General features: G+C 55.0%; 26 protein-coding genes. 21 read left to right on the top strand and 5 right to left on the bottom strand.

Annotation, left to right across the window (positions count from 1 at the left end; translation table 11 throughout):
- Positions 1–174: 174 nt before the first annotated feature.
- Positions 175–672 (bottom strand): TlpA disulfide reductase family protein, encoded by a 498-nt coding sequence (locus tag AC0IM9_RS17585; protein WP_482804861.1) that lies wholly within the window; start codon positions 670–672, stop codon positions 175–177.
- 93 nt (positions 673–765) lie between these two features.
- Here AC0IM9_RS17585 and serA point away from each other — a divergent pair, with 93 nt between their 5' ends.
- The 21 genes from serA (at position 766) to AC0IM9_RS17690 (ending at position 18,284) form a co-directional block, all read left to right on the top strand.
- Positions 766–2,349, top strand: coding sequence for a phosphoglycerate dehydrogenase (serA, locus tag AC0IM9_RS17590; protein ID WP_140911608.1), 1,584 nt, complete (start codon positions 766–768; stop codon positions 2,347–2,349).
- Positions 2,346–2,987: an HAD-IB family phosphatase gene (locus AC0IM9_RS17595; protein WP_482804862.1), complete on the top strand. Its 642-nt coding sequence runs from the start codon at positions 2,346–2,348 to the stop codon at positions 2,985–2,987. Before serA ends, AC0IM9_RS17595 begins: the two co-directional genes overlap by 4 nt.
- Positions 2,988–3,055: 68 nt before the next feature.
- Positions 3,056–3,805 (top strand): YebC/PmpR family DNA-binding transcriptional regulator, encoded by a 750-nt coding sequence (locus AC0IM9_RS17600; RefSeq protein WP_140911610.1) that lies wholly within the window; start codon positions 3,056–3,058, stop codon positions 3,803–3,805.
- A 31-nt stretch (positions 3,806–3,836) separates the two neighbouring features.
- Positions 3,837–4,334, top strand: coding sequence for a crossover junction endodeoxyribonuclease RuvC (ruvC, locus tag AC0IM9_RS17605; RefSeq protein ID WP_140911611.1), 498 nt, complete (start codon positions 3,837–3,839; stop codon positions 4,332–4,334).
- Positions 4,331–4,933: a Holliday junction branch migration protein RuvA gene (ruvA, locus tag AC0IM9_RS17610; RefSeq protein WP_482804863.1), complete on the top strand. Its 603-nt coding sequence runs from the start codon at positions 4,331–4,333 to the stop codon at positions 4,931–4,933. The genes ruvC and ruvA overlap by 4 nt, the downstream gene beginning before the upstream one ends.
- Positions 4,933–5,967, top strand: coding sequence for a Holliday junction branch migration DNA helicase RuvB (gene ruvB / locus AC0IM9_RS17615; protein ID WP_482804895.1), 1,035 nt, complete (start codon positions 4,933–4,935; stop codon positions 5,965–5,967). The genes ruvA and ruvB overlap by 1 nt, the downstream gene beginning before the upstream one ends.
- The gene (ybgC, locus tag AC0IM9_RS17620) at positions 5,964–6,380 is read left to right on the top strand and encodes a tol-pal system-associated acyl-CoA thioesterase (RefSeq protein ID WP_140911614.1); all 417 of its coding nucleotides are present in this window, start codon (positions 5,964–5,966) and stop codon (positions 6,378–6,380) included. The genes ruvB and ybgC overlap by 4 nt, the downstream gene beginning before the upstream one ends.
- Entirely contained in the window at positions 6,380–7,057 is a 678-nt protein-coding gene (tolQ, locus tag AC0IM9_RS17625; protein ID WP_482804864.1) for a protein TolQ, read from the top strand. The genes ybgC and tolQ overlap by 1 nt, the downstream gene beginning before the upstream one ends.
- Positions 7,058–7,101: 44 nt before the next feature.
- Complete coding sequence (gene tolR / locus AC0IM9_RS17630) at positions 7,102–7,512, top strand: protein TolR (protein WP_278210693.1); 411 nt, start codon at positions 7,102–7,104, stop codon at positions 7,510–7,512.
- A 10-nt stretch (positions 7,513–7,522) separates the two neighbouring features.
- Positions 7,523–8,956: a cell envelope integrity protein TolA gene (gene tolA / locus AC0IM9_RS17635; protein ID WP_482804865.1), complete on the top strand. Its 1,434-nt coding sequence runs from the start codon at positions 7,523–7,525 to the stop codon at positions 8,954–8,956.
- A 17-nt stretch (positions 8,957–8,973) separates the two neighbouring features.
- Positions 8,974–10,257: a Tol-Pal system beta propeller repeat protein TolB gene (gene tolB, locus AC0IM9_RS17640; RefSeq protein WP_140911617.1), complete on the top strand. Its 1,284-nt coding sequence runs from the start codon at positions 8,974–8,976 to the stop codon at positions 10,255–10,257.
- 63 nt (positions 10,258–10,320) lie between these two features.
- Entirely contained in the window at positions 10,321–10,884 is a 564-nt protein-coding gene (gene pal / locus AC0IM9_RS17645) for a peptidoglycan-associated lipoprotein Pal (protein ID WP_140911618.1), read from the top strand.
- On the top strand, positions 10,884–11,732 hold the full coding sequence (gene ybgF / locus AC0IM9_RS17650; protein WP_482804866.1) for a tol-pal system protein YbgF: 849 nt from the start codon (positions 10,884–10,886) through the stop codon (positions 11,730–11,732). The genes pal and ybgF overlap by 1 nt, the downstream gene beginning before the upstream one ends.
- A gap of 11 nt (positions 11,733–11,743) precedes the next feature.
- Positions 11,744–12,388, top strand: a complete 645-nt coding sequence (queE, locus tag AC0IM9_RS17655; RefSeq protein WP_445371528.1) for a 7-carboxy-7-deazaguanine synthase QueE — start codon at positions 11,744–11,746, stop codon at positions 12,386–12,388.
- Positions 12,372–13,070 carry a 7-cyano-7-deazaguanine synthase QueC gene (gene queC, locus AC0IM9_RS17660; RefSeq protein ID WP_140911812.1) on the top strand — a complete coding sequence of 233 codons (699 nt, stop codon included), beginning with the start codon at positions 12,372–12,374 and terminating at the stop codon, positions 13,068–13,070. Before queE ends, queC begins: the two co-directional genes overlap by 17 nt.
- Before the next feature lie 103 nt (positions 13,071–13,173).
- Positions 13,174–13,788, top strand: coding sequence for a chemotaxis protein (locus tag AC0IM9_RS17665; RefSeq protein ID WP_278210700.1), 615 nt, complete (start codon positions 13,174–13,176; stop codon positions 13,786–13,788).
- Between the two features lie 28 nt (positions 13,789–13,816).
- The gene (locus AC0IM9_RS17670) at positions 13,817–14,545 is read left to right on the top strand and encodes an oxygen-binding di-iron domain-containing protein (protein WP_278210702.1); all 729 of its coding nucleotides are present in this window, start codon (positions 13,817–13,819) and stop codon (positions 14,543–14,545) included.
- A gap of 106 nt (positions 14,546–14,651) precedes the next feature.
- Positions 14,652–16,007, top strand: a complete 1,356-nt coding sequence (gene miaB, locus AC0IM9_RS17675; protein ID WP_140911623.1) for a tRNA (N6-isopentenyl adenosine(37)-C2)-methylthiotransferase MiaB — start codon at positions 14,652–14,654, stop codon at positions 16,005–16,007.
- Positions 16,007–16,993: a PhoH family protein gene (locus tag AC0IM9_RS17680; protein ID WP_140911624.1), complete on the top strand. Its 987-nt coding sequence runs from the start codon at positions 16,007–16,009 to the stop codon at positions 16,991–16,993. The genes miaB and AC0IM9_RS17680 overlap by 1 nt, the downstream gene beginning before the upstream one ends.
- Positions 16,990–17,448: an rRNA maturation RNase YbeY gene (gene ybeY / locus AC0IM9_RS17685; RefSeq protein WP_140911625.1), complete on the top strand. Its 459-nt coding sequence runs from the start codon at positions 16,990–16,992 to the stop codon at positions 17,446–17,448. Before AC0IM9_RS17680 ends, ybeY begins: the two co-directional genes overlap by 4 nt.
- Complete coding sequence (locus AC0IM9_RS17690) at positions 17,445–18,284, top strand: CorC family transporter (protein ID WP_140911626.1); 840 nt, start codon at positions 17,445–17,447, stop codon at positions 18,282–18,284. Before ybeY ends, AC0IM9_RS17690 begins: the two co-directional genes overlap by 4 nt.
- 4 nt (positions 18,285–18,288) lie before the next feature.
- Here the strand turns inward: AC0IM9_RS17690 and AC0IM9_RS17695 are convergent, their stop codons facing one another.
- The 4 genes from AC0IM9_RS17695 to glgA form a co-directional block, all read right to left on the bottom strand.
- Positions 18,289–22,032 carry a bifunctional diguanylate cyclase/phosphodiesterase gene (locus tag AC0IM9_RS17695; RefSeq protein ID WP_482804867.1) on the bottom strand — a complete coding sequence of 1,248 codons (3,744 nt, stop codon included), beginning with the start codon at positions 22,030–22,032 and terminating at the stop codon, positions 18,289–18,291.
- Positions 22,032–23,030, bottom strand: coding sequence for an extracellular solute-binding protein (locus AC0IM9_RS17700; protein WP_482804868.1), 999 nt, complete (start codon positions 23,028–23,030; stop codon positions 22,032–22,034). Before AC0IM9_RS17700 ends, AC0IM9_RS17695 begins: the two co-directional genes overlap by 1 nt.
- 160 nt (positions 23,031–23,190) lie before the next feature.
- Entirely contained in the window at positions 23,191–23,979 is a 789-nt protein-coding gene (locus AC0IM9_RS17705; protein WP_482804869.1) for a secretin N-terminal domain-containing protein, read from the bottom strand.
- Positions 23,969–25,402 (bottom strand): glycogen synthase GlgA, encoded by a 1,434-nt coding sequence (gene glgA / locus AC0IM9_RS17710; protein WP_140911630.1) that lies wholly within the window; start codon positions 25,400–25,402, stop codon positions 23,969–23,971. The genes AC0IM9_RS17705 and glgA overlap by 11 nt, the downstream gene beginning before the upstream one ends.
- Positions 25,403–25,407: the final 5 nt, after the last annotated feature.

Here is a 25,407-nt window from a genome sequence, read left to right on the forward strand (position 1 = left end):
TTATTTGGCTTTTTATAACGGCCGCCGATCGCACTCAACATTGGGCTATCAATCCCCGCTTGAATTCGAGCAGGAATTTTATAGAAACGCTGCCTGATGTGGTGTCCGGTTTTTGTTGACCATTACAATCCAGGTACGGGACACGTAAGGCTGCTAATCCGCCTAGAGAGTTGTTCAATTCGGCTGCATTGCGGCAATTCGTGCTCGCCAGTCAGCTAAATTGAATCGACCAGTCACCCGAGAAACGACATTCCTTTCCCGGTCAATCAAAAAACTGCTGGGCGTCAACCATACATCTCCAAAGGCCCTCGCATGGACTCCTTCGATATCCAAGGCTACTGCATACGGCAATTTCCGCATTTCGCTCAACTGCTTTACTCGGCTGGGAATGTCGTAAGGCATCGCTACCGCAATTATTTGCAAACCCTTGTGGGCGAATTGTTGGTGCAAAGCGATTAAATCCGGGATTTCTTCGATACAGGCCCGGCAGTCGGTCGCCCAAAATGTGATCAATACTGGCTGACCGCCCAATTCTCGGAGCACAATTCGCTCGCCACTTAGCGTGGTGAATACAGAATCGGGGGTTTTGGGGTCTAAATGAGTTTGTTGCCAAAAAACTATCGCCAACATGCTCACAGCGACAATTGCACCAAGTGCGGGTTTTAGTTGCATAGGCGTTAAATTCGGGACGACTTGATTGGTCTTGGGGCGATTATAACAAAGCTGCTAAAATGGCCGAATTGCCCATCAATCGTGGTTTCTGTGATGAAAAAAATTCTGATTTCCGACAAGCTCGCGGAAGACGGCGTTAATTTTTTGAATGCTCAAGAAGGCATTCAAATTCATATTCAGACCGGATTGGATGAAGATGAATTATGCGAATTGATTGCCGAATACGATGCATTGCTGATCAGAAGCGATACCCAGGTCACGAGGCGGGTTTTGCAGTGCGCGACCAAGTTAAAAGTGGTTGGACGAGCGGGCATTGGAGTCGATAACGTCGATTTAGCGGCTGCTACCGAACAGGGTGTTATCGTAATGAATACGCCGGATGCGAACGCGACCACCACGGCGGAATTGGCGATCGCCCATATCTTCTCGTTAAGCCGGAATCTGCCTGCGGCCAATCTCTCGGTTCGACAAGGAAAGTGGGAGCGGGCCAAGCTGATGGGTGCCGAGATTGCCCACAAGACGCTGTCTATTTTGGGTTTCGGTACGATCGGCCGGATCGTCGCCCAGCGAGGACATGGCTTAGGCATGCGGGTAATTGCTTACGATCCTTATGTTGCCCCCGATGTTTTCGCTAAACACGGTGCGGAAATGGTCGATCTGGATACGTTGCTTAAACAGGCAGATTATTTGACGCTGCATTGTCCGTTATTAGAAAAAACTAAAAATATTATCGGCCACCAACAATTGGCCATGATGAAGAAGTCGGCAAGACTGATTAATTGCGCCCGTGGTGGTTTGGTCGACGAAGCGGCGTTATACGACGCGTTAAAGGAAGGGCGTATTGCCGGCGCGGCCTTGGACGTTTATGAAAACGAGCCACCGGCCGATTCCCCTTTGTTGAGTTTGGATAATATTGTGTTTACTCCTCACCTTGGGGCGTCCACCAAAGAAGCGCAAATTGCAGTTAGCGTCGAAATTGCGCGTCAGGTTGTCAAGTACCTGCAAACCGGCGAAGCGGTTAATGCCTTGAATCTACCTAGACTGTCAGCCGAAGAGCTGAACGAGGCGCAGCCATTTATGAACTTGGCGAATATTCTGGGTAAGGTCTTGGTGGGTTTAATCGACCGGCCGATCGAAAAACTGGATGTTGCCGTTTTCGGTAAAGCCGCCCAAGTCAAAATCAGGCCGATATCGGCGGAAGCCATGGTAGGTTTGTTTAAAGGTCAACTTTCGACTCCAGTCAACCGGGTCAACGTCGAAAATATCGCCAAACGCCAGGGTGTTGCGCTGGTTGAATCACAGACCGAATACGCTGAAGGCTATCAATCGTTGATTAAAATCACCGGGCATTGTGCGGATAAGGAAGTATCTCTGTCCGGTACCTTGCTCGGACATCAGCATCCCCGGTTGGTCGGTATCAACCACTTCGAAATCGAAGTCGTGCCGGAGGGGGCATTGTTGATTACCCGGCATGACGACAAACCGGGTGTGATTGCGGCGATCAGTTCGATATTGGGCACGGCCAATATCAATATCACCCGGATGCAGGTCAGTATCGCCGACCAAAACCAATTGGCGATGATGGTGATCAGCGTTTCCGACCCTTTGAACGAACAAGTATTGAAAGCAGTATGCGAAGTGCCGGCAGTGCATACGGCGAGGCAAATCGTATTATGAGTTTTGACGTAGTCTGTTTTGATTGTGACAGTACCTTGAGCCGGATCGAAGGGATAGACGAGTTGGCCCGGCGTAATGGGATATTCGATGAAGTGGCGGCGTTGACAGATGCGGCGATGAATGGCGAATTGGCGTTGGAAGAGGTTTATGCCAAACGCTTGGAATTGATCAAACCGGACAAAGCGGCGATAGATTGGTTGGCCGCCTTGTACATTTCCGAGTTGGTCGACGGCGTTGCCGAAACCGTTGCCGCGTTACAAGCGAATGCCAAACAAATCCATATTATCAGCGGAGGATTGCGGCAAGCGATTTTGCCGTTGGCGGAACGGCTGGGGATTCCGGAGCAGCACGTGCATGCGGTCGATATCGAGTTCGACGCCGACGGCGGGTATTCGGATTTTGCCCGGCATTCGCCGTTAGCCGTCAGCGGCGGCAAGGCTAGAGTCTGCAGAAGGCTTAGAATGCACCATTCAGCCTTGGTGATGATAGGTGATGGCAAGACCGATCTGGAGGCTAAGCAGGCCGGTGCTTATATGATCGGGTTTGGTGGCGTGGTCCGCCGGTCTTTGGTGGAAGAACAAGCGGATTGCTACGTCGCCGATGCGTCGCTAACGGCCGTTTTGCCGCACGTGCTATAACGAAGCTCGATAAGCCGGGTTTGCGATGGTAAAATCGGCAAATTTTTTAGAGGATTCAGAGAGATACAATGGCAGGGCATAGTAAGTGGGCGAATATCAAGCATCGTAAAGGTGCACAAGACGCCAAACGGGGCAAGATTTTTACCAAACTGATCCGGGAAATTACTGTAGCCGCCAAAGGTCCGGGGGGCGGCGACGTTGCCAATAATCCCAGCTTGCGCGCGGTTATCGACAAGGCGCTTGGTGCCAACATGAAGCGGGACACCATTGATAACACCATCAAAAAAGCCATCGGCGCACTCGACGGTGATAATTACGAACACGTGCGCTACGAGGGTTATGGCCCCGGCGGCACCGCGGTCATGGTCAATTGCCTGACCGATAATCGTAATCGCACCGTAGCCGACGTGCGACACGCTTTTTCCAAGCATGGCGGCAACTTGGGTACGGACGGTTCCGTGGCATATCTTTTCCGTAAGGTCGGCATTATCAGTTTTTCCGACGAGGTAAACGAAGATGCGGTGATGGAAGCGGCGATGGAGGCGGGGGCCGAGGATGTCGTGAGCAACGACGACGGTTCGATCGATGTGTTTACGGCGCCGGAGGATTATCTGAATGTCAAAGAAGCCATGGTCGCTGCTGGATTGGAGCCGGAAAGCGCGGAAGTCACAATGCATGCCGACACTAAAACCGAGTTAGACGCCGAGGCGGCTGAGAAAATGCTGAAGTTGATCGATCGCTTGGAAGATTTGGACGACGTCCAAGACGTCTATTCGAATGCCGACATCAGCGACGAAATTATGGCCGCGATCGGTTAATCTGCTTTGACATTAAGCGGCGGTTAAGCGATTGGTCAGGATACTAGGCATAGACCCCGGCTCGAGAATTACCGGTTACGGCGTGGTCGAAACCTCGCCGCGCGGCGTCAAATACTTGGCTAGCGGTTGCATTCGGGTGCAGTCCGATAATTTTCCGGAGCGGTTGCAACAAATCTTCGATGGCGTGAGCCAGATTATAGAGTTGTATAGTCCGGAGCAGATGGCGATCGAGCAGGTTTTCATGCACAAGAACGCCGATTCGGCCTTGAAGCTCGGCCAAGCCCGCGGAGCGGCAATTTGCGCGACGATGAACAGGCAGCTACCGGTGTTTGAATATGCCGCTCGGCAAGTCAAACAGGCGCTGGTCGGCAAAGGCAACGCAGACAAGTTGCAAGTGCAGCATATGGTGAAAATTTTGTTGAATATTCAAGGCGAGCTACAAATCGATGCCAGCGATGCGTTGGCTGTCAGTCTCTGCCATAGCCATTACCAGGAAACCGCGAAACGCCTGCAGCAGGTGGGGGCGTGATCGGTTTTTTGCGTGGCAAGCTGATCCACAAGGCGCCGCCGCAGTTATTGCTGGACGTGCACGGCGTTGGCTATGAAGTCGAAGCACCGATGAATACCTTTTACGATTTGCCGGCGCTGGGGGAGGAAGTCCGCTTACATACCCATTTGATCGTACGGGAAGACGCGCATATTTTGTTCGGTTTTGTCAGCGAAGGCGAGAGAAGTTTGTTTCGGACGCTGATCAAAGTTAACGGGATAGGACCCAAATTGGCGTTGACCATATTGTCCGGACAGACGACAGAGGCGTTTTACCGCTGTATCGACGACAATGACGTCAAGGCCTTGGTGCGCTTGCCCGGCGTCGGCCAAAAGACCGCCGAACGCTTGATCGTGGAGATGCGCGGGCGCTTGCCGGACCTAAACAAATTTAGCGCGCGCGATTCAGGTGGTGGCCAAACCTATGTGGCCAAAGAGTCTGCGAAACAGGAGGCCATCAGCGCGTTGTGCGCGTTGGGCTACAAACCGCAGGATGCGGCGCGGATGGCCCAGGCCGTTGCCAGCGACGATAGCAGTTGCGAAGATATCATTCGCGCGGCACTGCGCGGAGCGGTTAAATGATAGAAAGCGACCGTTTGGTCACTGCGTTGGGCAGTAACGACGAGGAAAGAGTCGATCGGGCGATTCGGCCGAAACGCTTGAAAGATTACGTTGGCCAGCGCGAATTGCGCCAACAAATGGAAATCTTCATTCAGGCTGCAGTCAGCCGTGCCGAAGCGTTGGATCATGTGCTGATATTCGGACCGCCCGGACTGGGTAAAACTACGTTGGCCAATATCGTAGCCACCGAAATGAACGTCAATATTCGGCAGACCTCCGGGCCGGTGCTGGATAAAGCCGGAGATTTGGCGGCTTTATTGACCAATTTGCAGGCGCACGATGTCTTGTTCATCGACGAGATCCACAGGCTGAATCCTGCGGTGGAGGAGGTGCTGTATCCGGCTATGGAAGACTACCAGATTGATATTATAATAGGCGAAGGCCCTGCTGCGCGCTCGATCAAGCTGGATCTGCCGCCGTTTACATTGATCGGTGCCACTACTCGTGCTGGATTATTGACTTCGCCATTGCGCGATCGCTTCGGTATCGTCCAGCGCTTGGAGTTCTACACTGTCGAGGAGCTGTCCAGTATCGTCAAACGGTCCGCACAAATGTTAGGTATCGGCATGGATGGCGCCGGTGCAGATGAAATTGCCTGCCGTTCTCGCGGCACGCCGCGCATTGCCAATCGCTTGTTGCGCCGGGTGCGTGATTTTGCCGAGGTGAAAGGGAGCGGCGTGGTGACGCGCGAAATTGCCTCTCAGGCTCTGGAAATGCTCAAAATTGATCCGCAAGGCTTCGATATGCTGGACCGCAAATTGCTGCTGGCGATGATCGAAAATTTCCAGGGTGGTCCAGTGGGTTTGGATACATTGGCAGCGGCTATCAGCGAAGAGCGTGGTACGGTTGAGGACGTATTAGAGCCGTATTTACTGCAGCAGGGATTCATCATGCGCACGCCGCGAGGCCGTGTCGCCACGCACAAGGCTTACAGCCATTTCGGTTTGCCTCAGCCCAAAAGCGAGCCAGGTAGCGACGATATTTTTAGCCTATGACGTTAGGACTGTTCAATGCCGCGGAATTCAACTGGCCGGTCAGGGTGTATTACGAGGATACCGATGCCGGCGGTGTCGTATTCTACGCAAACTACCTTAAATTTTTCGAACGGGCCCGAACCGAATTTTTGCGCAGTTACGGATTCGAACAAGACGCATTGATTGCCGAGCAAGGCGTTATTTTTGTAGTGCGCTCGGTCAAGATTGAGTATCTGAAACCGGCCCGATTTAACGAACAATTGGCGGTCAGCGCCAAAGTCATTGAAATCAAAAAAACCAACCTTACTTTTGAACAGGCCGTTACCCGCCAACAACAAATTCTGTGTGCCGGGGAGGTCAGGATCGCCTGTCTCGATGCGCAAACCATGAAACCCAAACCAATTCCCACCGTTATTTTGGAACAATTAAGCTGATGAATACCGATTTATCCATTCTGACACTGGTCAAAGAAGCCAGTTTTGTCGTGCAGTTTGTCATGTTCATACTGCTGTCGGCGTCGATTGCTTCGTGGACTTTCATTTTCTCCAAACGGAAAGAGTTGAAACAGGCTATCGAGATCACCGACGATTTCGAGGACGAGTTCTGGTCCGGCGTCGGTCTGGCGGAGTTGTACAAAAAAATGTCGGGCGACCGTTTCGAGCCGGAAGGGATCGAAAAAATCTTTCTGGCCGGCTATCGCGAATTTGCCAGAATGCGCCAAAAAGGCGATGTCGAGCCGGTGGTTCAGGTTGAAAGCGCGCAGCGGGCGATGCGTATCGAGCTGGCCCGCGAATTGGACCGGTTGGACGAAACCCTGCCGTTCCTGGCAACGGTCGGATCGACCAGTCCTTACATCGGCTTGTTCGGTACCGTATGGGGCATCATGAATTCGTTCCGGGCTTTGGGCGAAATTAAAAATGCCACCCTAGCAAACGTCGCACCTGGCATTTCCGAAGCGCTGATCGCGACTGCAATCGGTTTGTTTGCCGCGATTCCGGCGGTGATAGCCTACAACCGCTTCTCGACCCGGCTGGACCGTTTGGCCGGCCGTTACGAGTTGTTTATCGACGAATTCGTCGTCCTTCTGCAAAGACAGGCGCACAGCAAATGAACGTAGGCGGCAGCAACCGTAAATCGCGCAAACGGCGCGGACCGATGGCGGAAATTAACGTCGTACCTTATATCGACGTTACTTTCGTGCTGTTGATGATATTCATGATCACGGCGCCGCTGGTGCAAACCGGCGTCGATGTCGATTTGCCGCAAGCCGAAGCCGAATCGGTCGACTTGCAAGACCAGGCCCCGGTCATCGTTTCGATTAAAAAAGACGGCAGCCTGTATGTCGACATCGGTAACGGCGATGAAGAAGCGGATTCCCCGGTCGATGTCGACACCGTCAAAACCCGGGTGGCAGCGGTGTTCCGGAACAACCCGAAGGCGCAGCTTTACGTGCGCGGTGACCATGAAGTCGACTACGGCAGTATTGTCAAGGTCATGGTGGAACTGAAAAAAACCGGTGCGCCGAAAGTGGGCTTGATGACTTCGCCGCCGCCCGAGAGCAAATAACGTCAGAATCATGAGAAATTTCAAACCTTCGTTTGTTTTGGCGGTGGCACTGCACATATTAATTGTGCTGCTGTTCAGTATCAGCTTCCTGACCGATAGCGATGATGCTCAAACTGCGCCGCCGGCCGAAATTATCGAGGCTACCGTACTCGATGGTGCGGCAATCGATGCCGAAGCCGAACGTCTGAAGCAAAACGAAGAAAATAAACGGCAGGCTGAAGTCGAGCGCCAGCAGCATTTGGAAGAAGCGCGCAAGGTCGAGGAACAAGCCCTGCAGCAGGCAAAAAAGCAGCGGGTATTGGAAGAGCAGAAAGCCTTGGAAGCCGCCGAAAAGCGTAAGCAGGAGGCCCAGGCTGAACAAAAGCGCCAGGAAGCGCTAGAAACCAAGCGCAGGGAAGAGGAAAAAAAGTTGGAGGAGGCCAAGGAACGGCGGGCTCTGGAGGAAAAAAAAGCCAGGGAAGCCGCGGAAAAACAGAAGCAGGCCGAATTGGACAAGCAAAAGGAAGTAGCCGAAAAGCAGAAACAGGCCGAGCTGGAAAGGCAAAAGGAAGCCGAGAAACAAAAGCAGTTGGAAAAACAAAAGCAACAAGAAGCCGAACGGGAAGCCAAAGTCAAGGAACAAAAACTGGCGGAAGAAGCCAAGCTGAAACAACAGGAAGCCGAAGCAAAAAAATTGGAGCAGGAAAAGAAGCTTCAGGAACAAAAGGCTCTGGAACAGAAAAAGCTGCAGCAACAAAAAGCCGAGGAAGCCAAACGCGAGGAACAGGCGCAACAAGCCAAGGCGGAAAAAGAAAAACAGTTAGCTGAAGAAAAAGCCCGGGCCGAGAAGGAAAAACAGGCCGCGCTGGCGGCAGAGAAAGCCAAACAAGCCGCCGAAGCCGAAGCCAAGGCAAAAGCGGATAAGGCCGAAAAGGATCGCCAGGCTAAATTAGCGGCGGAAAAGGCCGAGAAAGAACGACTTGCCGCAGAAGCGGAAGCCAAAGCCAAGGCCGAAAAAGAACGCCAAGCCAAATTAGCCGCGGAAGCTGCAGCAAAGGCGAAAGCCGAGCAAGAACGCCAAGCGGCAATAGCCGCCGCCGAAAAGGCCGAGAAAGAACGCCAAGCCGCCGAGGCCGCTGCCGCTGCTGCGAAAGCCGAACAGGAGCGCTTGGCTGCTGCGGCGGCCGAGGAAGCCCGCTTGAATGGGTTAATCAAAAGCAAAACCGAAGGCGCGTGGATTCGGCCGATGGGGGCCGCACAAGGCTTGAAATGTACAATTCAGGTAAAATTGCTGCCCAGCGGCGACGTGATGGATGCGGTGGTTGTCGGCAGCAGTGGCGACCCGATATTCGACCGTTCGGCGGAAAATGCGGTCAGAAAAGCCTCGCCGCTGCCGGTGCCACAAGACAAAATACTATTCAACCAAAAGTACCGAGTTTTCAATTTATCGTTTAAACCGGAATAAACCACGGAACCCATAGAATGATGCTAATCAACAGAATTTTAATCGGCGGCTTCATTGCCTCATTGCTATCGGTGGCCCAGGCGGCCGGTTTGACTATCGAAATCACCAAGGGCTCGCAAACCGCCGTGCCTATCGCTATTGTCCCATTTGCGCAACAAGGCTCTATCGGCAACGTAAAACTGTCCGATGTGGTCAGTTCCGACTTGGCCGGTAGCGGTTTTTTCAAAACCCTGGCCGAAGACGATATGTTGACCAAGCCCAGCGAGCCGGAAAAGGTAAATTTCCGGGACTGGCAGGTGTTGGGCCAGGACTACATGACCATTGGCCAAGTCGTCGGTAACGGCAATAGCTTCAATATCCAGTTTTACTTGTTCAACGTGCACAACGGCCAATTGCTGATGGGTTACCGGCTGACTGCCGGAGCCAACGAATTGCGCCGCGCCGCGCACCACATCAGTGATTTGATTTACGAAAAACTGACCGGACGCAAGGGCGCGTTCAATACCCGTATCGCTTACGTTACCAGCGTATCTCGCGGAAGCGGCAAACAGTACATGCTGCAAGTCGCCGATGCCGACGGCTACAACCCGCGCACGATAGCGGAATCTCCCGAGCCGATCATGGCACCGGCTTGGTCGCCGGACGGCAGCAAAATCGCCTACGTTTCGTTCCATACCAAGCGTTCCGAGATTTGGGTGCAGACCTTGGCTACTGGTCAACGTGAGAGTGTTGCCGCCTACCCTGGCATTAACGGCGCGCCGGCGTTTTCGCCGGACGGCAGCCGGTTGGCGGTTACCTTGTCCAAAGACGGCAGTCCCGATGTTTACGTGCTGACTTTGGCTAGTCGGGCCTTGACCCGCTTGACCAGCGGCTTGTCGATCGACACCGAACCGACTTGGTCTCCGGACGGTTCGACGATCGTGTTTACCTCGGACATGGGCGGCAAGCCGCAACTCTACAGCATGCCTGCGTCCGGCGGTAAAGCCAGCCGTTTGACCTTTCAAGGCGATTACAACGCCAGAGGCCGATTCTCGGCGGATGGCAGAAGTTTGGCCATGGTCACCGCCAATGGCGGCAGTTACCGGATCGCAGTAATGGATATGGCGTCGCGTACCGTAAACGTGTTGAGCGAAGGCAATCTCGACGAATCGCCCAGTTTTGCCCCAAACGGCAGCATGATTCTGTTTGCGGCGACCCGTGGCGGCAAATCGGCGTTATCGGTGGTGTCGACCGACGGCGCGATGCAACAAAAATTGGCATTCGAGAGTGGCGGCGTGCGCGAACCGGCTTGGGCGCCTTGATTGCAAGGCCGATAACCCTCAAACTATAGCTACCTGATTTTTATTTATTTTTGGAGAGACTTGATGAGATTCAATAAAACCTATTTGGCTTTGGCGATGAGCGCCGTGTTGATTGCCAGCGGTTGCAGTTCAACCGACGAAGAAGGCAGCTTGGCCGATTCCACCCAAGGTACCGACGCTTCGACCAGCGGTTATAACGACGGCTCGATGTCCGGCAGCCAGTTTGGTTCCGGCAACGGCTTCGGTTCCGGCTCAGGTTCGAATTTGGGCCCGGAGTTCAGCGACCCGAATAATCCGTTGTCCAAACAGATCATTTATTTCGAGTTGGACAGCAGCCAAGTCAAACAGGATTACGTGCCGATTGTCGCCGCCCATGCCCGTTATCTGGCCTCGCATCCGAACCAACACGTCATTCTGTCCGGCCATGCCGACGAGCGCGGTTCCAGCGAATACAACATCGCCTTGGGCGAGCAACGTGCCAAATCGGTGGAAAGAATGATGCGCTCGCAGGGCGTCACCGCGTCGCAATTGGAAGTCGTCAGTTACGGTGAAGAAAAACCGGCGGTATCGGGCCACGACGAATCCGCTTGGCAAATGAACCGCCGGGTCGAAGTCGGTTACCAGTAATGGCTAAGCGCGCACTTCTGGCAATCGGATTGAGCCTGGGGTTGGCCGTCTCGGCATCGGCAGCGCCGGTCAACAATGCCGGTGCCTATCCGGCCGCACCCAGCGATAACGCGATATTCGAAGTCCTGGGACGGCTCGAGCAGTTACAGTCGGAAGTGCAGCAATTGCGCGGCATGGTTGAAGAGCAGTCGCAAACCATCGCCGATTTGCAACGCAAACAAAACAATATGTATTCCGATCTGGACGAGCGGATGCAGGCTTTATCGACCGCTGGTCAGCCGGCTGCGACCCAACCTGCGGTAGCTCAGCCGGACGCAGCGGCGGCACCTGCGGCTGCTGTGCAAACGGCGGCTCCGTCTGTCGCTGCAACTGTTCCGGCCGCTTCCGCGACGCCTGCTGCTCCCGCGGCAACGCCCGCGGTTCAGCCGGCGCCGGTAGCTGATACCAAGCCCGCTGCAACAACGGTTTCCGGTAACGAAAAAGAGCGCTACCAAACGGCCTACGACACGTTGCGTAACGGTCACAACGCCCAAGCCGTAAAAATGTTTCAGGAGCTGCTGAAAGATTTTCCGGCCGGCGAGTTCGCCGATAATTCCCAGTATTGGCTGGCAGAGGCTTATAAAATCAATCGCGAATTCGATGCCGCCCGAGCTGCGTTCAACAAAGTGGTCAGCCAATATCCGAACAGTTCGAAAGTGCCTGACGCCTTGTTGAAATTGGGCTATATCGAATTCGACCTGCAAAACACCGCAAAAGCCCGCGATTATTTGACCCGAGTAACCACCAGTTATCCGGGAACCACCGCTGCGCATTTGGCCGAGAAAAAGCTGGCGCAAATGTCGCAATAGCCGGTCGGCGGATGGACCAACAGTTACGCATCACCGAGATTTTTTATTCGTTGCAAGGGGAAACCAATACGGTTGGTATCCCCACGGTATTCGTGCGCCTGACCGGATGTCCGTTGCGCTGTTCTTACTGCGATACCGCTTACGCCTTTAGTGGCGGCGAGAAACTCGCTATTGCGGATATCCTCGCCGAGATAAGGCGCTATAACACCCGTTACGTGACCGTGACCGGCGGCGAGCCGCTGGCTCAACCCGGATGCCAGTTGTTGTTGGTACAACTGGCGGACGCCGGTTATTCGGTCTCTCTGGAGACCAGTGGTGCTTTGGATGTGGCGGCGGTCGACTCCAGAGTCGTCAAGGTTATCGATTTGAAAACGCCCAGTTCCGGCGAAATGCAGCGCAACCTTTACCGCAATCTCGATTTTCTGTTGCCGCACGATCAAGTGAAATTCGTTATTGCCGATGCTGCCGATTACGAATGGTCCAAACAACAAGTGGCGCATTTCCGATTGGCGCAGCGTTGCGAAGTATTGTTTTCGCCGGTGATGGGGGTAATGCCGCCGACCGAATTGGCTGAGCGAATTCTGGCCGACCAGTTAACGGTCAGATTTCAAATTCAATTGCATAAATATTTGTGGAATGATGCGCGAGGAAAATAACTTCAGCGGCAAGCCGGCGGTGATTTTGTTGTCCGGCGGATTGGATTCGATCACGGTGTTGGCGCTGGCTCAGCGGCAAGGCTTTGTCTGTCATGCGTTGAGTTTCGATTACGGCCAACGCCACAACGCGGAACTGGAAGCGGCAAGAAACATTGCCGGCCACTATCAAGTCGCGGCCCATAAAATCATCAATTTGGGATTGAGTTCGATCGGCGGCTCGGCACTGACCGACGCCAATATCGATGTGCCGACTTCGCCTCAAGCCGGTATTCCGGTGACCTACGTTCCGGCCAGAAACACTATTTTCCTGGCCTTTGCCTTGGGTTGGGCCGAGGTGTTGAACGCACACGATGTGTTTATCGGCGTCAATGCCGTGGATTATTCCGGTTATCCCGATTGTCGGCCGGAATTCATCAAGGCGTTCCAGGATATGGCCAACCTCGGCACCAAGTCCGGCGTCGAAGGCCATAAAATTCAGATCCACACGCCGTTGATTGCGTTGAGCAAGGCCGAGATTATCCGGCAAGGTATGGTCTTGGGCGTCGATTATGCCGCTACCGTTTCCTGTTATTCTGCCGACAGCGAAGGCCGGGCCTGCGGCGTATGCGACGCCTGTCGGCTGCGTGCGGCTGGGTTTGAGGCTGCCGGCGTCCTTGATCCGACCCGTTATCAGTCCCGCTAAATTCGTATCGGCGCGCATTTATCGAAACTGAAATTCGCGCGCTGGAATTTGTCGGCTAAGCTTTGCAGGGTCAGACGGAGTCAGTCGCAAGAGGTTTCGCCACATGCAAGTCAAACAAACCAAATCCCAGTTCGTGGCGGTGGCGTCCATCGCCGCCGAATTGAGTGCCGTGATGGAGGTGGCTAAGGAAATATCGTTGGCTGCGGCCAACGCCAAAGCCATCGCCTTTCGCGCCGGAGAAAAAGCCAAAGGCTTTCAGCCCATCACCGATTTTATTAACGAATTGGCCAAGGGCACCATTGAGTTGGTCAACAATATCAACGATTACGCTTTTGTTCTGTACCGGCTGACGGTCAACGAACAGCGTTTGGCAGAAGCCTGCGAGCGTTTCGAAAATGTCGAACGACTGGCCGTGGGGGCTCGCTACGCCGAATCCTTGAAGGGACCGTTGCAGCAGGCCAGACAAAGAGCTCAGGCCGGACGTCGCGAGTTCACAATTCATGTCGAAGAATTGCTGGTTAAGCTGGCCGAAGTGATGCATCCGGCTCGCGCGGCGCGGGTGATCGCCGCCAATTCCCGAATCGAAGCGTCGCAAGCCGGCGAATATCTGCAGAGCTTGCAAGCGGTTGCCGAGAGCGTCGATAACGCGGCCCAGATCATTAACGACAAAGTTCATCGCTGTCGCAGTGCATTGACCGTTATCAATCTCGCCGATTAGCACAGTTCGGCAGCACGAGGTATATCGCATGAAAATGACCAAAATTTACGAAGGCGCACATCAATGGATAATGTTCGGCCGCGATCCGCACCGGCCGGAGAAGATCATTGATACCAACCAATACATGGTGCGCACTGCCGATCGTTGTTTATTGATGGACCCCGGCGGCATCGAGCTGTTCGCGCCGATGCTGGCGGCGGTTTTGCACCACGCGCCGGTCGAAGAAATAACCGATTTATTCGCCTCGCACCAGGACCCGGACATTATTTCGTCTTTGGGTTTGTGGGACCAAGCCTTGCCGAACGCCAAATTGCATGCGGCCCAGTTGTGGGAGGGCTTTTTACGCCATTTCGGTTGCGAAACAATCGAGTACGTGCCGATTCCCGACCATGGCGGCACGATCAATCTCGGCAGCGTCGAGCTGCAAATCGTGCCGGCACACTATCTGCACTCGTCGGCCAACTTTCATATTTACGATCCGCAGGCCAAGATTTTGATGTCGGGCGATGTCGGCGCGGCACTGGAGGCTTCCGATGCGCCGGTTTTCGTCGATAATTTCGATGCCCATATCGAGAAAATGCGCTTTTTCCACCAGCGTTGGATGCCGTCCAACCAAGCCAAACGGGCCTGGTTGGAGCGGGTCAGAAAACTGGATGTGCAAATTCTGGCGCCGCAACACGGCCGGATGTTCAAGGGCGACGATGTCAAACGTTTCCTGGATTGGTTCGAGGCGTTACAGGTGGGTATTGCCGTATAAAACAAGCATTTGCCGACAATTGGGTTTATAATCCAGCCGTTATCAAGCCCCTGTCGCGAGACGGGGGTTTTTTGTTAGTGAGAGGAGCTGGAGTATCTCATCAAGCATGGCGCAAAAACTTTATATACAGACTAACGGCTGTCAAATGAACGAGTACGATTCCGACAAAATGCGGGACGTACTGCAAGCATCGCACGGTTTGGAATTGACCGATATCCCCGAACAGGCTGACGTGTTGTTGCTGAATACCTGTTCCATCCGGGAAAAAGCCCAGGAGAAAGTATTTTCCGCGGTGGGGCGTTGGAAAAAAATCAAAGACAAGCGCCCTGACGTGATTATCGGCGTCGGCGGTTGTGTCGCCAGTCAGGAGGGGGCGGCGATACAGAAGCGTGCGCCCTACGTCGACATCGTGTTCGGTCCGCAAACCCTGCATCGTCTGCCGGAGCTGTTGAATCAGGCGCGCAGCGGCGACAAACATGTGGTCGACATCTCGTTCCCGGAAATCGAAAAATTCGACAACCTGCCGGAGCCGCGCGCCGAAGGTCCGAAAGCCTTCGTCTCGGTGATGGAAGGGTGCAGCAAATATTGCACTTATTGCGTCGTACCCTACACCCGCGGCGAGGAAGTCAGCCGGCCGCTCAACGATGTGATTGCCGAAATCGAAACGCTGGCCAAGCAAGGCGTGCGCGAGATCAATCTGTTGGGCCAGAACGTCAACGCCTACCGCGGCGCAATGGAAGACGGCGACATCGCCAGCTTCGCGTTATTGTTGCACTGTGTCGCCGCCGTCGACGGCATCGACCGCATTCGCTTTACCACCTCGCATCCCTTGGAATTCACCGACGACATCATCGAAGCCTTCGCCGAGATCCCGCAGCTGGTCAATCACCTGCATCTGCCGGTGCAAAGCGGCAGCAACCGGATTCTGGCCGAAATGAAACGCGGCCACCGGCGCGAGGATTACCTGGAAATCATGCGCAAGATCAAAGCCGTGCGGCCGGGAATCAGTTTGTCGTCGGATTTCATCATCGGTTTTCCCGGCGAAACCGACCAGGATTTCGAAGATACGATGGCGCTGATCGAGGAAGTCGGCTTCGACTTTTCCTACAGTTTCATATTTAGCGCCAGACCCGGCACGCCGGCCGCGAATTTTGCCGACGACGTCAGCATGGAAGTCAAGGAACAGCGCCTGCAACGCCTGAAAGAACGCTTGAACCAGATGTTCATGGCGATCTCGGAATCGATGGTCGGCACGGTGCAAAGCGTGTTGGTGGAAGGCGTTTCCAAGAAAAACCCGTTGCATCTGACCGGGCGTACCGAGAATAACCGGGTGGTCAATTTTGCTGCCCATCCGCGCCTGATCGGCCAATTCGTCGACGTCTTGATCACCGAAGCGTTGCCGAATTCTTTGCGCGGCCGCGTGTCGGAATCTTCCATCGAAAAAGTCAGACAGACCGCCTAGTGTTGAATACCTCGCATTTTTCCCAAGAAATCACGCTGTTGCCGGACGACGCCCAGCGCCTGTCCAATTTCTGCGGTCAACTCGATAGCCATATCCGCCAGATCGAGCAGCGCCTGCATGTGGATATTGCCAACCGTAGCAATCATTTTCGGGTCACCGGCGTCGATGCTGCAGTGAAAGCGGCTTGCGCGGTGATTCAAAAGCTGTTCGAAATGACGGAGCGCGAAGAAATTACCCCGGAGCAGGTACATCTTAGTTTGCAGGATGCCAGCATCGACCAACTGTTGCAGCCGGCGGCCAATCACGAGCCGGTGGCGATCCGGACCAAGCGCGGCGTGATTAAAGGCCGCGGCCATAATCAGCAGGATTATTTGCGCAAGATTCTCAGCCACGACATCAATTTCGGCGTCGGCCCGGCCGGCACCGGCAAAACCTATCTGGCGGTAGCTTGTGCCGTGGAAGCCTTGCAAAACGAGACTGTGCGGCGAATCGTTCTAGTGCGGCCGGCGGTGGAGGCCGGCGAGAAGTTGGGTTTCCTGCCCGGCGACATGGCGCAGAAGGTCGATCCTTATTTACGGCCGTTGTACGACGCTTTATACGACATGCTCGGTTTCGAGCGGGTCGAGAAGCTGCTGGAAAAAAACGTCATCGAAGTTGCGCCGTTGGCCTTCATGCGCGGCAGAACTCTGAACGATTCCTTCATTATTCTCGACGAAGCCCAAAATACCACGGTAGAGCAGATCAAGATGTTTCTGACTCGGGTCGGTTTCGGCTCGACGGCGGTGATTACCGGTGACGTAACCCAGATCGACTTGCCCAGCGAAAAAATGTCCGGCCTGAAGCATGTGTTGAAAGTGTTGAAAGACGTGGAAGGGATCAGTTTTACCTTTTTCGGCGTGCGCGACGTGGTCAGGCATCCTTTGGTGCAACGCATCGTTGCCGCTTACGACCGCTACGAACTGGAACAGGGCAACAACAAGCCGTGAACTATATCGATCTGCAGATTGCCACCGAATCGGTCCACCCCGACGCGGGGCAATTCCAAACCTGGGTCGATGCCGCCTTGTCCGGTTTCGAACGCGACAGCGAAGTGACGATTCGCCTGGTAGACATAGCCGAAAGCGCCGAATTGAACGGCCAATACCGGCACAAATCCGGCCCGACCAATATCCTCAGCTTTCCGTTCGAAGCGCCGCCGGGCGTGGAGCTCGATTTGCTGGGCGACCTGGTGATCTGCGCGCCGGTGATCGCGCACGAGGCGGCGGAACAGGGTAAATTACCCGACCACCATTGGGCGCATATCACTGTACACGGCGTATTGCATTTGCTAGGGTATGACCACATCGAAGAGCAAGACGCGGAACAAATGGAAGCGCTGGAAATTGACATTCTAAGCCGATTAAACATAGCCAATCCCTATCTGGAGGATAGTAAGCAATGAGCGATGGTAACCCCCCGAGTAGCCAGCCCCATCAGAAAAGCCTGATCGAACGCATCGGCCATTTTCTGAGTGGGGAGCCGCAAGATCAGGAAGACTTGCTGGAGATATTAAGAGAGTCGCAAGAAAAACATTTACTCGATTCCGACGCCCTGTCCATGATGGAAGGCGTCATGCATGTGGCGGAGATGCGGGTCAGAGACATCATGATCCCCCGGTCGCAGATGGTGGTAGTGCCGCGCGAGGCCGAACTGGAAACCATCTTTCCGCTCGTCGTCGAATTTGCCCATTCTCGTTTTCCCGTCATCGAAGAAGACCGCAGCAAAGTGGTCGGTATTCTGTTAGCCAAGGATCTGTTGGCTCATGCCTTGCGCGATAAATCTCTGAAAGTGGAAGACGTAATGCGACCGGTTAACCTGGTGCCGGAGAGCAAACGCCTGAACGTGCTATTGAAAGAATTTCGTACCGAGCGCAATCACATGGCGATCGTGGTCGACGAATACGGCAACGCCGCCGGCTTGGTCACCATTGAAGATGTGCTGGAACAAATCGTTGGCAAAATCGAGGACGAGCACGACGATGACGAGGTTCAGGAATTTATTTCTCAGCGGGGCGAAAAAGAATTCATTCTGAACGCGTTGACGCCGATCGAAGAATTCAATGATTATTTTTCCGCCGATTTGGCCGATGACGAATACGACACCATCGGCGGTTTGATCGTGCAACGCCTGGAGCATTTTCCGAAGAAAGGCGAAAAAGTCGAAATCGGCGATTTTTGTTTCGAGGTCTTGCGCGCCGATAACCGCCGCGTGCATCTGTTGAAACTTAAAATCAAATAAGCGTTCAATCCGGCCGCACGGCCGCACTCAAATAACCCTCGAAATCCTCGGCCGGCAACGGCTGCGAAAAGTGGTAGCCCTGGCCGTAGTCGCAGCCGGATTCGAGCAGCAAACGGAGTTGGTTTTCGGTTTCCAGACCTTCGGCGACGACTTGCATGCCCAGCTTGTGCGCCATGACGATGATGGCTTCGCATAACGCCATGTCGCTTGAGTCCGGGGCTAAATTGGCGACGAAGGAGCGGTCGATTTTTAAATAATCGATATCAAATTTTTTCAGATAAGCCAATGCCGAATAACCGGTGCCGAAGTCGTCGAGCGCTATCTGCATGCCGGTCTCGCGAAATGCTTGCAGGCTATTGCGGACCACGTTGCTGGCATCCAGTAGTAGACCCTCGGTAATTTCCACGACCAGGCCTTGCCCGGCCAATCCCAAAGCCCGCAGTTGGCTTAACCATTCGTCATGTACTTGGCTACCGTAAAATTGCGCAGGCGACTTGTTGATACTGATTTGAAACTCGGGATGGTAAAGCTCCCGCCAGCGCTTGGCCTGCCGCGCCGCCTGCTCGAACACCCAGTTCCCGATCTCGACGATCAAGCCGTTATCCTCCGCGATCGGGATGAATTCGGTGGGATTGATTTGCCCGCGCTCGGGATGGTGCCAACGCAATAGAGCTTCGGCTTTCAATATTCTGCCGGAAGCCAGTTCGACGATAGGCTGGTAATACAGCTGGAATTGTCCAGTTGCCAGTGCGCTCCGTAAATCGCCGGCAATCAACATCCGTTTTTGGGCCGCGGCATGCATCGCCGGCGTGAAATAACAGTAGCGGTTGCGGCCTTGCTGCTTGGCGGCATACATGGCCTGGTCGGCGTTTTTGATTAACGCATCGATCTTCTCGGCGTCCCGCGGATACAGAGTAATGCCGACGCTGGCCGACAAATAAGCGACTTTGTTTTTGAGTTGAAAAGGGGCTGCCAGAGTGCGCAGCACGCTTTGTGCGACGCGTTCGGCGCTGGCAATATCATCCAGTTCCGACAGTATCATCGTGAATTCGTCGCCGCCGAGACGCGCCACCGTATCCGATTCTCGTACGCAGCGGCTCAAGCGTAAGGCGGCATCCTTCAACAGCATGTCGCCCATGTCGTGGCCCAAGCTGTCGTTGACTTCCTTGAAACGGTCCAGATCGATAAAAATCAGTGCCAACGGCAGTCCGTTGCGTTGGCATTTTTTGGTTTCCTGTTCCAGTCGGTCATGGAACATGCGGCGGTTGGGCAACCCGGTCAACGGATCGAAATTGGCCTGAGTCCAAATCAATTCTTCGGATTGTTTTTTCTGCGTAATATCGGAGAACATCGCCACTCGTCGGTGCGGGCTGCCGTCGACATTGAAAATGGTGTTGATGGTCAGCAGTTCGGCAAAGATCTCGCCGTTCTTGCGCCGATTCCACAGTTCGCCTTTCCAGTAGCCGCTACTGCCAATCGCTTGCAGCATGGCTTGGTAAAATTGTTCGCTCTGCCGATTCGAATTTAGGATCGCATGGCTCCGGCCCGCGACCTCGGCCAGCGTGTATCCGGTCAATTCGGTAAAGGCCGGATTTACCGTGATGATGGCGCAGTCGGCATCCATCACGGCCATTGCTTCGCTACTGTTCTGGTACACCAGCGACGCCAATTGCAAGGCTTCGTTGCTGCGGCTGCGGTCCACGGCGATTCCGGCCAGATTGGCAGCTTGTTCTATGGCCAGCAAATCAACGGCACTCGGCGCCCCCGGCTTATGTTGATAAATAGCCAGACAGCCCAACAATTTGCCAGCGGTGTCGTGAATCGGTTCGGACCAACAGGCGCCCAGTCCGGCTTGAGCGGCCAATTCGCGAAAAGGTGCCCAGTAGGGATGTTGCTGAATGTCTTCAACGATAATGCGCTCGCCTGAGTAGGCCCCGGTATCGCTATGTCCGACGCCGTTTTCGACCGGCATGCCATCGATAGTCCGGTGGTAAAAAGCCGGCAGATGAGGGGCGGCGGCAATATGCAATTGTTTGCCGTCGTTATCCAGTAATAGTATCGAGCACAGCAGATCGGGATTCTGGGTTTCGACGGCTAGAACCACGGCTTCCAGGATGCCGGCCAGTGGTGCGCCTTTGGCGATCAACTCGAGGACGTGATTATGGGCGCGTTCCCGGTCCGCCGCCTGCTGGCGGTCGGAAATGTCCATGGCGATACCGATCACTCCGGCCGGCTTGCCGTCGATATCTTGCAGACGGGCGCGGGTGATTTGCAGCACCCGGCGTTTGCCGTCCGCGAATGTCATGCGTTCCAACGACTGGTGAACCGGTTCTGCTCCGTTCAGGCAGTCCTGGTCGGCGGCGTTAAACCGCGATGCCAATTCCTCGCCTAGCGACTCAGCCAAATCCGGGTTGGCAATGACTTGGTTTTCCGCCAATCCGAGGTGGTCGCAAAAGGTTTTATTGGCGAAGGAAAATTGCCGGTTTGCGTCAATCAACCAAATTCCGACCGGTGCATTATCCAAAATGGCGTGCAACTTCGCTTCGGACGCATATAGCTCGGCCACCTGGTTGTTCAGTTGCCCGGTCATGGCGACGAAATTTTTCGCCAGATAACCGATTTCGTCGTGGCGGTCGATTGGAACGGCTTCCAAGCTTTGGCCAAGCCGAAACCGACTGACGGCCTGGGTCATCTGATCTAGCGGTTTGGCCAGTATTCTGGCCAATACCAACGAAATTGCGCTGGCCAACAGGCTGAAGATCGCGGTGATCTCGACCACTTTCCAGCCCAGCAAGTGGCTGCCGGTCAATACCTCGGCCAAGGGGGTGTAGATACCCAGTAGCGCGAAGCGTCGGTTATACGGGTCTAGCGGTAATTTGACGAAGGCCGCTAACGACGACGGCGCCAAGGTTCGCTCGGCGCCGGTCGCGAACACCGCCAAATTCCGCTCGCCGTGCAACATGCCTTCGATTTCGGGAATATCGTTCTGAATCTGGAAACGACGGCCGTTCTCGAAGCCGAAGGTCTTGGTTTTGTCGGGGTGGATCAGATAATCGCCGTTGCCGTTGCTCAGTAGCAATTGGGTGTGAGCTGGCAGCCGGCGGCTAATCAGCGCAAATAAGCCGTCGAGGTCGACGTTGATAACCAGCAACGCGATGTGAGCGCCTGCCGGCGATGAAATCGGTAGCGCGATGCGTACCGTGGGCTTGCCGAAACCTTGGTGGGAGCCAAGTTCCTGGTTTAAATTGATCTCGGAGACGTAAATTTCATCGGCGCTGGCTAAATGCAAGGTTTCGAACACGTACGGAAAATGGTTCTTTTCCTGCAACTGCGCGTCCGGAACGATCTGTACGCCGTCTTGGTCCCGGTCGACGCGGACCAATTCCTTGCCGTAACGCTGGGCATGGATCAGCCGGACTTGGCTGTATTCCGGGTGACTTTTCAGCAATGCCGAAAACAGGTCGGCTAATTCGGCTTTCGCGGCGTCGAGCTGGCTGGCGGGATGTGCCAAGGCGATTTCTCGGCATAGCTTGAGGTTCGCCAGCGTTTTGGCGTCTTTTGCGGTGGCGGCCAACGCATCGCCGAAGCGGAACGATAAGCCTTGGACGGTGCTCAGTAATTGTGCTTGCGCGGTGCCGACCAGCAACTGGCGGCTGCGGTCGTAGACGTAATAACCGGTCAGGCCGGTGGAAACGGTACCCAGCAAGGCTAGCCAGAATCCTAGTTTGATCCCGACGCTTGCCTTCATCAAAACGCCTCGGGCGGTTCGCCGGAAATAACGCGATCCCACAGCTGTTTTTGCAGGTCCGGATTGGCGACGGGTTCCAGCCAAATCAGTTTTTGCCCGGATTCGGTATCGGGGTGGGCGGAGATGGTGTTTGCCAAGCCGTGACGGGCACTGAGGCGTTCGCTGACGGCGGGTTCCAGCGTGTAATCAATCCATTGTTCAGCCAATGCCGGGTTGCGTGCGTTGCGGGTAATCGCCCAGCAATCCAGCCAAGCCAGCGCGCCTTCTTGCGGAATCAGATAGCCGACATCGGCGCCGGCGTCGCGCAAGGCTTTCAGTTGCTGGCTGCCGTAATTGCCGAACACCAGTGCGACATCGTGGCGCATAAACAGCTGGACCGCTTGTTCCGCCGTCGAATAAAAGGTCAGCACGTTGCGGCGTAATTTCGCCAGTTCGCGCGCGGCTTCGGTCAGATTGCCATCTGAGAGTCGAAACGGATTGCCGGCGCCCAGCAATAGTCCGACCAACGAGAAATTATGGTTGCTGGTGTTAAATGCCAGGACCCGGCCACGGTAGGCAGGGTCCCACATTGCGGCCATCGATTGTGGTGGTTCGGCAATGATCTTGCGGTTGTAGATCAAGCCCATTTCCGCATAGGTGTAGGGAATTGCGAACACCTGCCCCTGCCGAACCAAACCTGGAATTGCCGCCAGATCGCGAAAACGCGGCAGTTGCCGGGCATGATTGGTAAGCCGGCTGGGATCGAGCGCTTGCACTAAATTCCGGTCGATATAGCGCTGCAGTTCGGCCGTGTTGACTGCAAACACGTCGTAGGCGGCATGGTTGATCTTATACCACAGGTCGTCGTCGGAATTGGCGTAAGTCACTTCCACCTTGGCGGCGTAGCGGTGTTCGAATTCGCGGACAGTATCGGCGTCGGCATAACCGTCCCAGGCCAACACTCGCAAGACTTCCGTTGCCGCTGCGGTCGCTGGGCAGAGCGCACAAATAATCGCCATAACAGCGATGGTGGCGGCGAATCGAAAGCGTGGTGCCATAAGAGTGCAGGGGCTTATGCTCGATTGACGAAGATGCCTAAGTATATTGGCAGATGGGGCAGAGTGTGGGCCGCTAAACGCTGGAAACGTCGCCGCCGCGGCATTTGCCGACTAAAGCGCGTCAGTCGGTCGTTTCCACTTTGACCAGAATCCGCAGCTGGTTGTGCCGCGTGGCGTCGTTGAAACTGTTGAATCCGCTATGCCGGCTGTTTTCGTCATCGACGTTGCCGGCAATTTCGACCCATTCGCCCAGATTGGCGCGTATCGAGGTCTGTGCCGACTGGGTGTCGAGTTGGCCATTCTGGCGAAAGCGATCGGACCAGGGGGCAACGTCGATGATTACTTGCCGGCCGACCAGGCGCGGCGTGACGGCGAATCCGGTCGTCGCTTCGACCATTTGGGTGTTGCTGTAAACGCTGGCGCCGTAGCCGTATTGGTAAGCATTGTATTGATGCACCGGCCTTACCTCGCCGGTTCTGATGATGGCCGGCTGGCCTTCCAAGGTGCGCAATTGTTGGTGTTGTTGCCGGTTTTCCAAATCGGCCGTGTTGCCGACTATGCCGCGCATCCGAATCGCGTCCGGCGACACTGCGATTGCCGCTTCTGCGTTGAGTTCGGCGGCGGTTTTGCTGCTGCTTTGCAAGACGCTGATCACCAGGTTGCTGAGGCGGGCGTCCAGTTTGCGCACCAGGGATTGAATGGCCTCCAGCCGGTCCGGATGGGTTCTGACGATCAGGCTGCTGCCGTTGTCTACCACCCGATCGTTGGCGTCCAGTAACGGCGCCAACAAGGGCAGGATTTCTGAGGCTGGGCGGTTGGCGAGCGGAATCACTTCCATCACCGGTTCGTCGGCCAGGGCGGCTTGCCCGGCCAAGATTGCCAGCGCCAGCCCAGCGGCCTTAAATTTCATCGTACAAGGCCATGTATTGTGCGGCGCTGTTTTTCCACGAGAAATCCTTGGCCATCGCATTGCGTTGAATCTGATGCCAGATCTTCGGATTATGGTATAGAACCAAACTGCGCTTGATGGCTTCGATCAATGCCGCCGCCGAGGCATCGTTGAAGGCAATCCCGCTGGCGGTACCGTTGGCGATGCTTTCCGGCAAGGCGTCGACCACGGTGTCGGCCAGACCGCCGGTCTTTCTGACGATCGGGATGGTGCCGTAACGTTGGCTGTACATTTGATTTAGCCCGCACGGCTCGAACCGCGACGGCATCAGGAAAATGTCGGCCCCGGCTTCGATTTGGTGCGCCAGACGTTCGTCGTAGCCTATCGTTACGGCCACCTTTTCCGGGTAGAGCCGAGCGAACTCCTGCAAGCGGTACTCTATGCTTTTGTCGCCGCTGCCCAGCAAGGCGAATTGCAGCGGTAAGCTTGTCATTTCCGCCAGACAGTTCAATACCAAGTCTATGCCTTTTTGCTCCACCAGCCTGCCGATCAGGCCGAACAAAGGTACATCGGCCGCGACCGGCAGGCCCAGTTGCTGTTGCAATGCGGCTTTGTTGGCCTGCTTGCCTTCCAGGTTGTCAGCACTGTAATTGTGTGCCAAATAACTGTCGCTGCTCGGGTTCCAAACGGCTGTATCGATGCCGTTGATGATGCCGCTGAGCTGCTGTTGTTTGTGAGCCAGCAAGCCTTCCAGGCCGTAGCCGAATTCCGGCGTCTGGATTTCCTGGGCGTAGGTGGGGCTGACCGTGGTGATGCGGTCGGCGTAGGCCAGGCCGCCCTTGATGAACGACAGCATGCCGTGAAATTCGAGTCCTTCCGGGTGCAGCAATTGCCCTGGCAAATTCAGTTGCGAATAGGCGCTACCCGGAAACAGGCCTTGGTAAGCCATGTTGTGGATCGTGAACACGGTCGCCGGCGGTTCTTGCTCCAACGACAACAAGGCCGGCGCCAGTCCGGTTTGCCAGTCGTTGCAATGTAAAATGTCGGCGCGCCAGTCCAGGTAAGCCCGATTCATCGCCACTTCGACGATGATGCGGCAGAACAGCGCAAAGCGCTCGCCGATATTGGCCCAGGGTCGGCCGGCTTCGTCCAGGTAGGGGTTGCCGGGGACGTTGAAGAACGGGGGGTAATCGACCAGCCAGACGATGACGCTGCTGTCCGGCAGTCGGGTTTCCAGCAAATTGACGTCGCAATTATTCACCCGCACCGTGCACAGGTAGCGGCCCGGCTCGCAGTTTTTGATGGCCTGGTAATTGGGCATGATGATACGCACGTCCTGACCCAATTCGGCCAAGGCTTGCGGCAAGCTGCCGGCGACATCGGCCAAGCCGCCGGTTTTGATCAGAGGATGGGTTTCGCTGCTAGCGAACAGGATTTTTTTCATATCGG

Source organism: Methylomonas sp. Uni0011 (assembly GCF_056850255.1).

Bases quoted from the DNA above. Each gene is read 5' to 3' on its own strand.
- AC0IM9_RS17585 (WP_482804861.1), bottom strand. From the start codon at position 672: ATGCAACTAAAACCCGCACTTGGTGCAATTGTCGCTGTGAGCATGTTG.
- serA (WP_140911608.1), top strand. From the start codon at position 766: ATGAAAAAAATTCTGATTTCCGACAAGCTCGCGGAAGACGGCGTTAAT.
- AC0IM9_RS17595 (WP_482804862.1), top strand. From the start codon at position 2,346: ATGAGTTTTGACGTAGTCTGTTTTGATTGTGACAGTACCTTGAGCCGG.
- AC0IM9_RS17600 (WP_140911610.1), top strand. From the start codon at position 3,056: ATGGCAGGGCATAGTAAGTGGGCGAATATCAAGCATCGTAAAGGTGCA.
- ybgC (WP_140911614.1), top strand. From the start codon at position 5,964: ATGACGTTAGGACTGTTCAATGCCGCGGAATTCAACTGGCCGGTCAGG.
- tolQ (WP_482804864.1), top strand. From the start codon at position 6,380: ATGAATACCGATTTATCCATTCTGACACTGGTCAAAGAAGCCAGTTTT.
- tolR (WP_278210693.1), top strand. From the start codon at position 7,102: ATGGCGGAAATTAACGTCGTACCTTATATCGACGTTACTTTCGTGCTG.
- tolA (WP_482804865.1), top strand. From the start codon at position 7,523: ATGAGAAATTTCAAACCTTCGTTTGTTTTGGCGGTGGCACTGCACATA.
- tolB (WP_140911617.1), top strand. From the start codon at position 8,974: ATGATGCTAATCAACAGAATTTTAATCGGCGGCTTCATTGCCTCATTG.
- pal (WP_140911618.1), top strand. From the start codon at position 10,321: ATGAGATTCAATAAAACCTATTTGGCTTTGGCGATGAGCGCCGTGTTG.
- ybgF (WP_482804866.1), top strand. From the start codon at position 10,884: ATGGCTAAGCGCGCACTTCTGGCAATCGGATTGAGCCTGGGGTTGGCC.
- queE (WP_445371528.1), top strand. From the start codon at position 11,744: ATGGACCAACAGTTACGCATCACCGAGATTTTTTATTCGTTGCAAGGG.
- queC (WP_140911812.1), top strand. From the start codon at position 12,372: ATGCGCGAGGAAAATAACTTCAGCGGCAAGCCGGCGGTGATTTTGTTG.
- AC0IM9_RS17665 (WP_278210700.1), top strand. From the start codon at position 13,174: ATGCAAGTCAAACAAACCAAATCCCAGTTCGTGGCGGTGGCGTCCATC.
- AC0IM9_RS17670 (WP_278210702.1), top strand. From the start codon at position 13,817: ATGAAAATGACCAAAATTTACGAAGGCGCACATCAATGGATAATGTTC.
- miaB (WP_140911623.1), top strand. From the start codon at position 14,652: ATGGCGCAAAAACTTTATATACAGACTAACGGCTGTCAAATGAACGAG.
- AC0IM9_RS17690 (WP_140911626.1), top strand. From the start codon at position 17,445: ATGAGCGATGGTAACCCCCCGAGTAGCCAGCCCCATCAGAAAAGCCTG.
- AC0IM9_RS17695 (WP_482804867.1), bottom strand. From the start codon at position 22,032: ATGAAGGCAAGCGTCGGGATCAAACTAGGATTCTGGCTAGCCTTGCTG.
- AC0IM9_RS17700 (WP_482804868.1), bottom strand. From the start codon at position 23,030: ATGGCGATTATTTGTGCGCTCTGCCCAGCGACCGCAGCGGCAACGGAA.
- AC0IM9_RS17705 (WP_482804869.1), bottom strand. From the start codon at position 23,979: ATGAAATTTAAGGCCGCTGGGCTGGCGCTGGCAATCTTGGCCGGGCAA.
- glgA (WP_140911630.1), bottom strand. From the start codon at position 25,402: ATGAAAAAAATCCTGTTCGCTAGCAGCGAAACCCATCCTCTGATCAAA.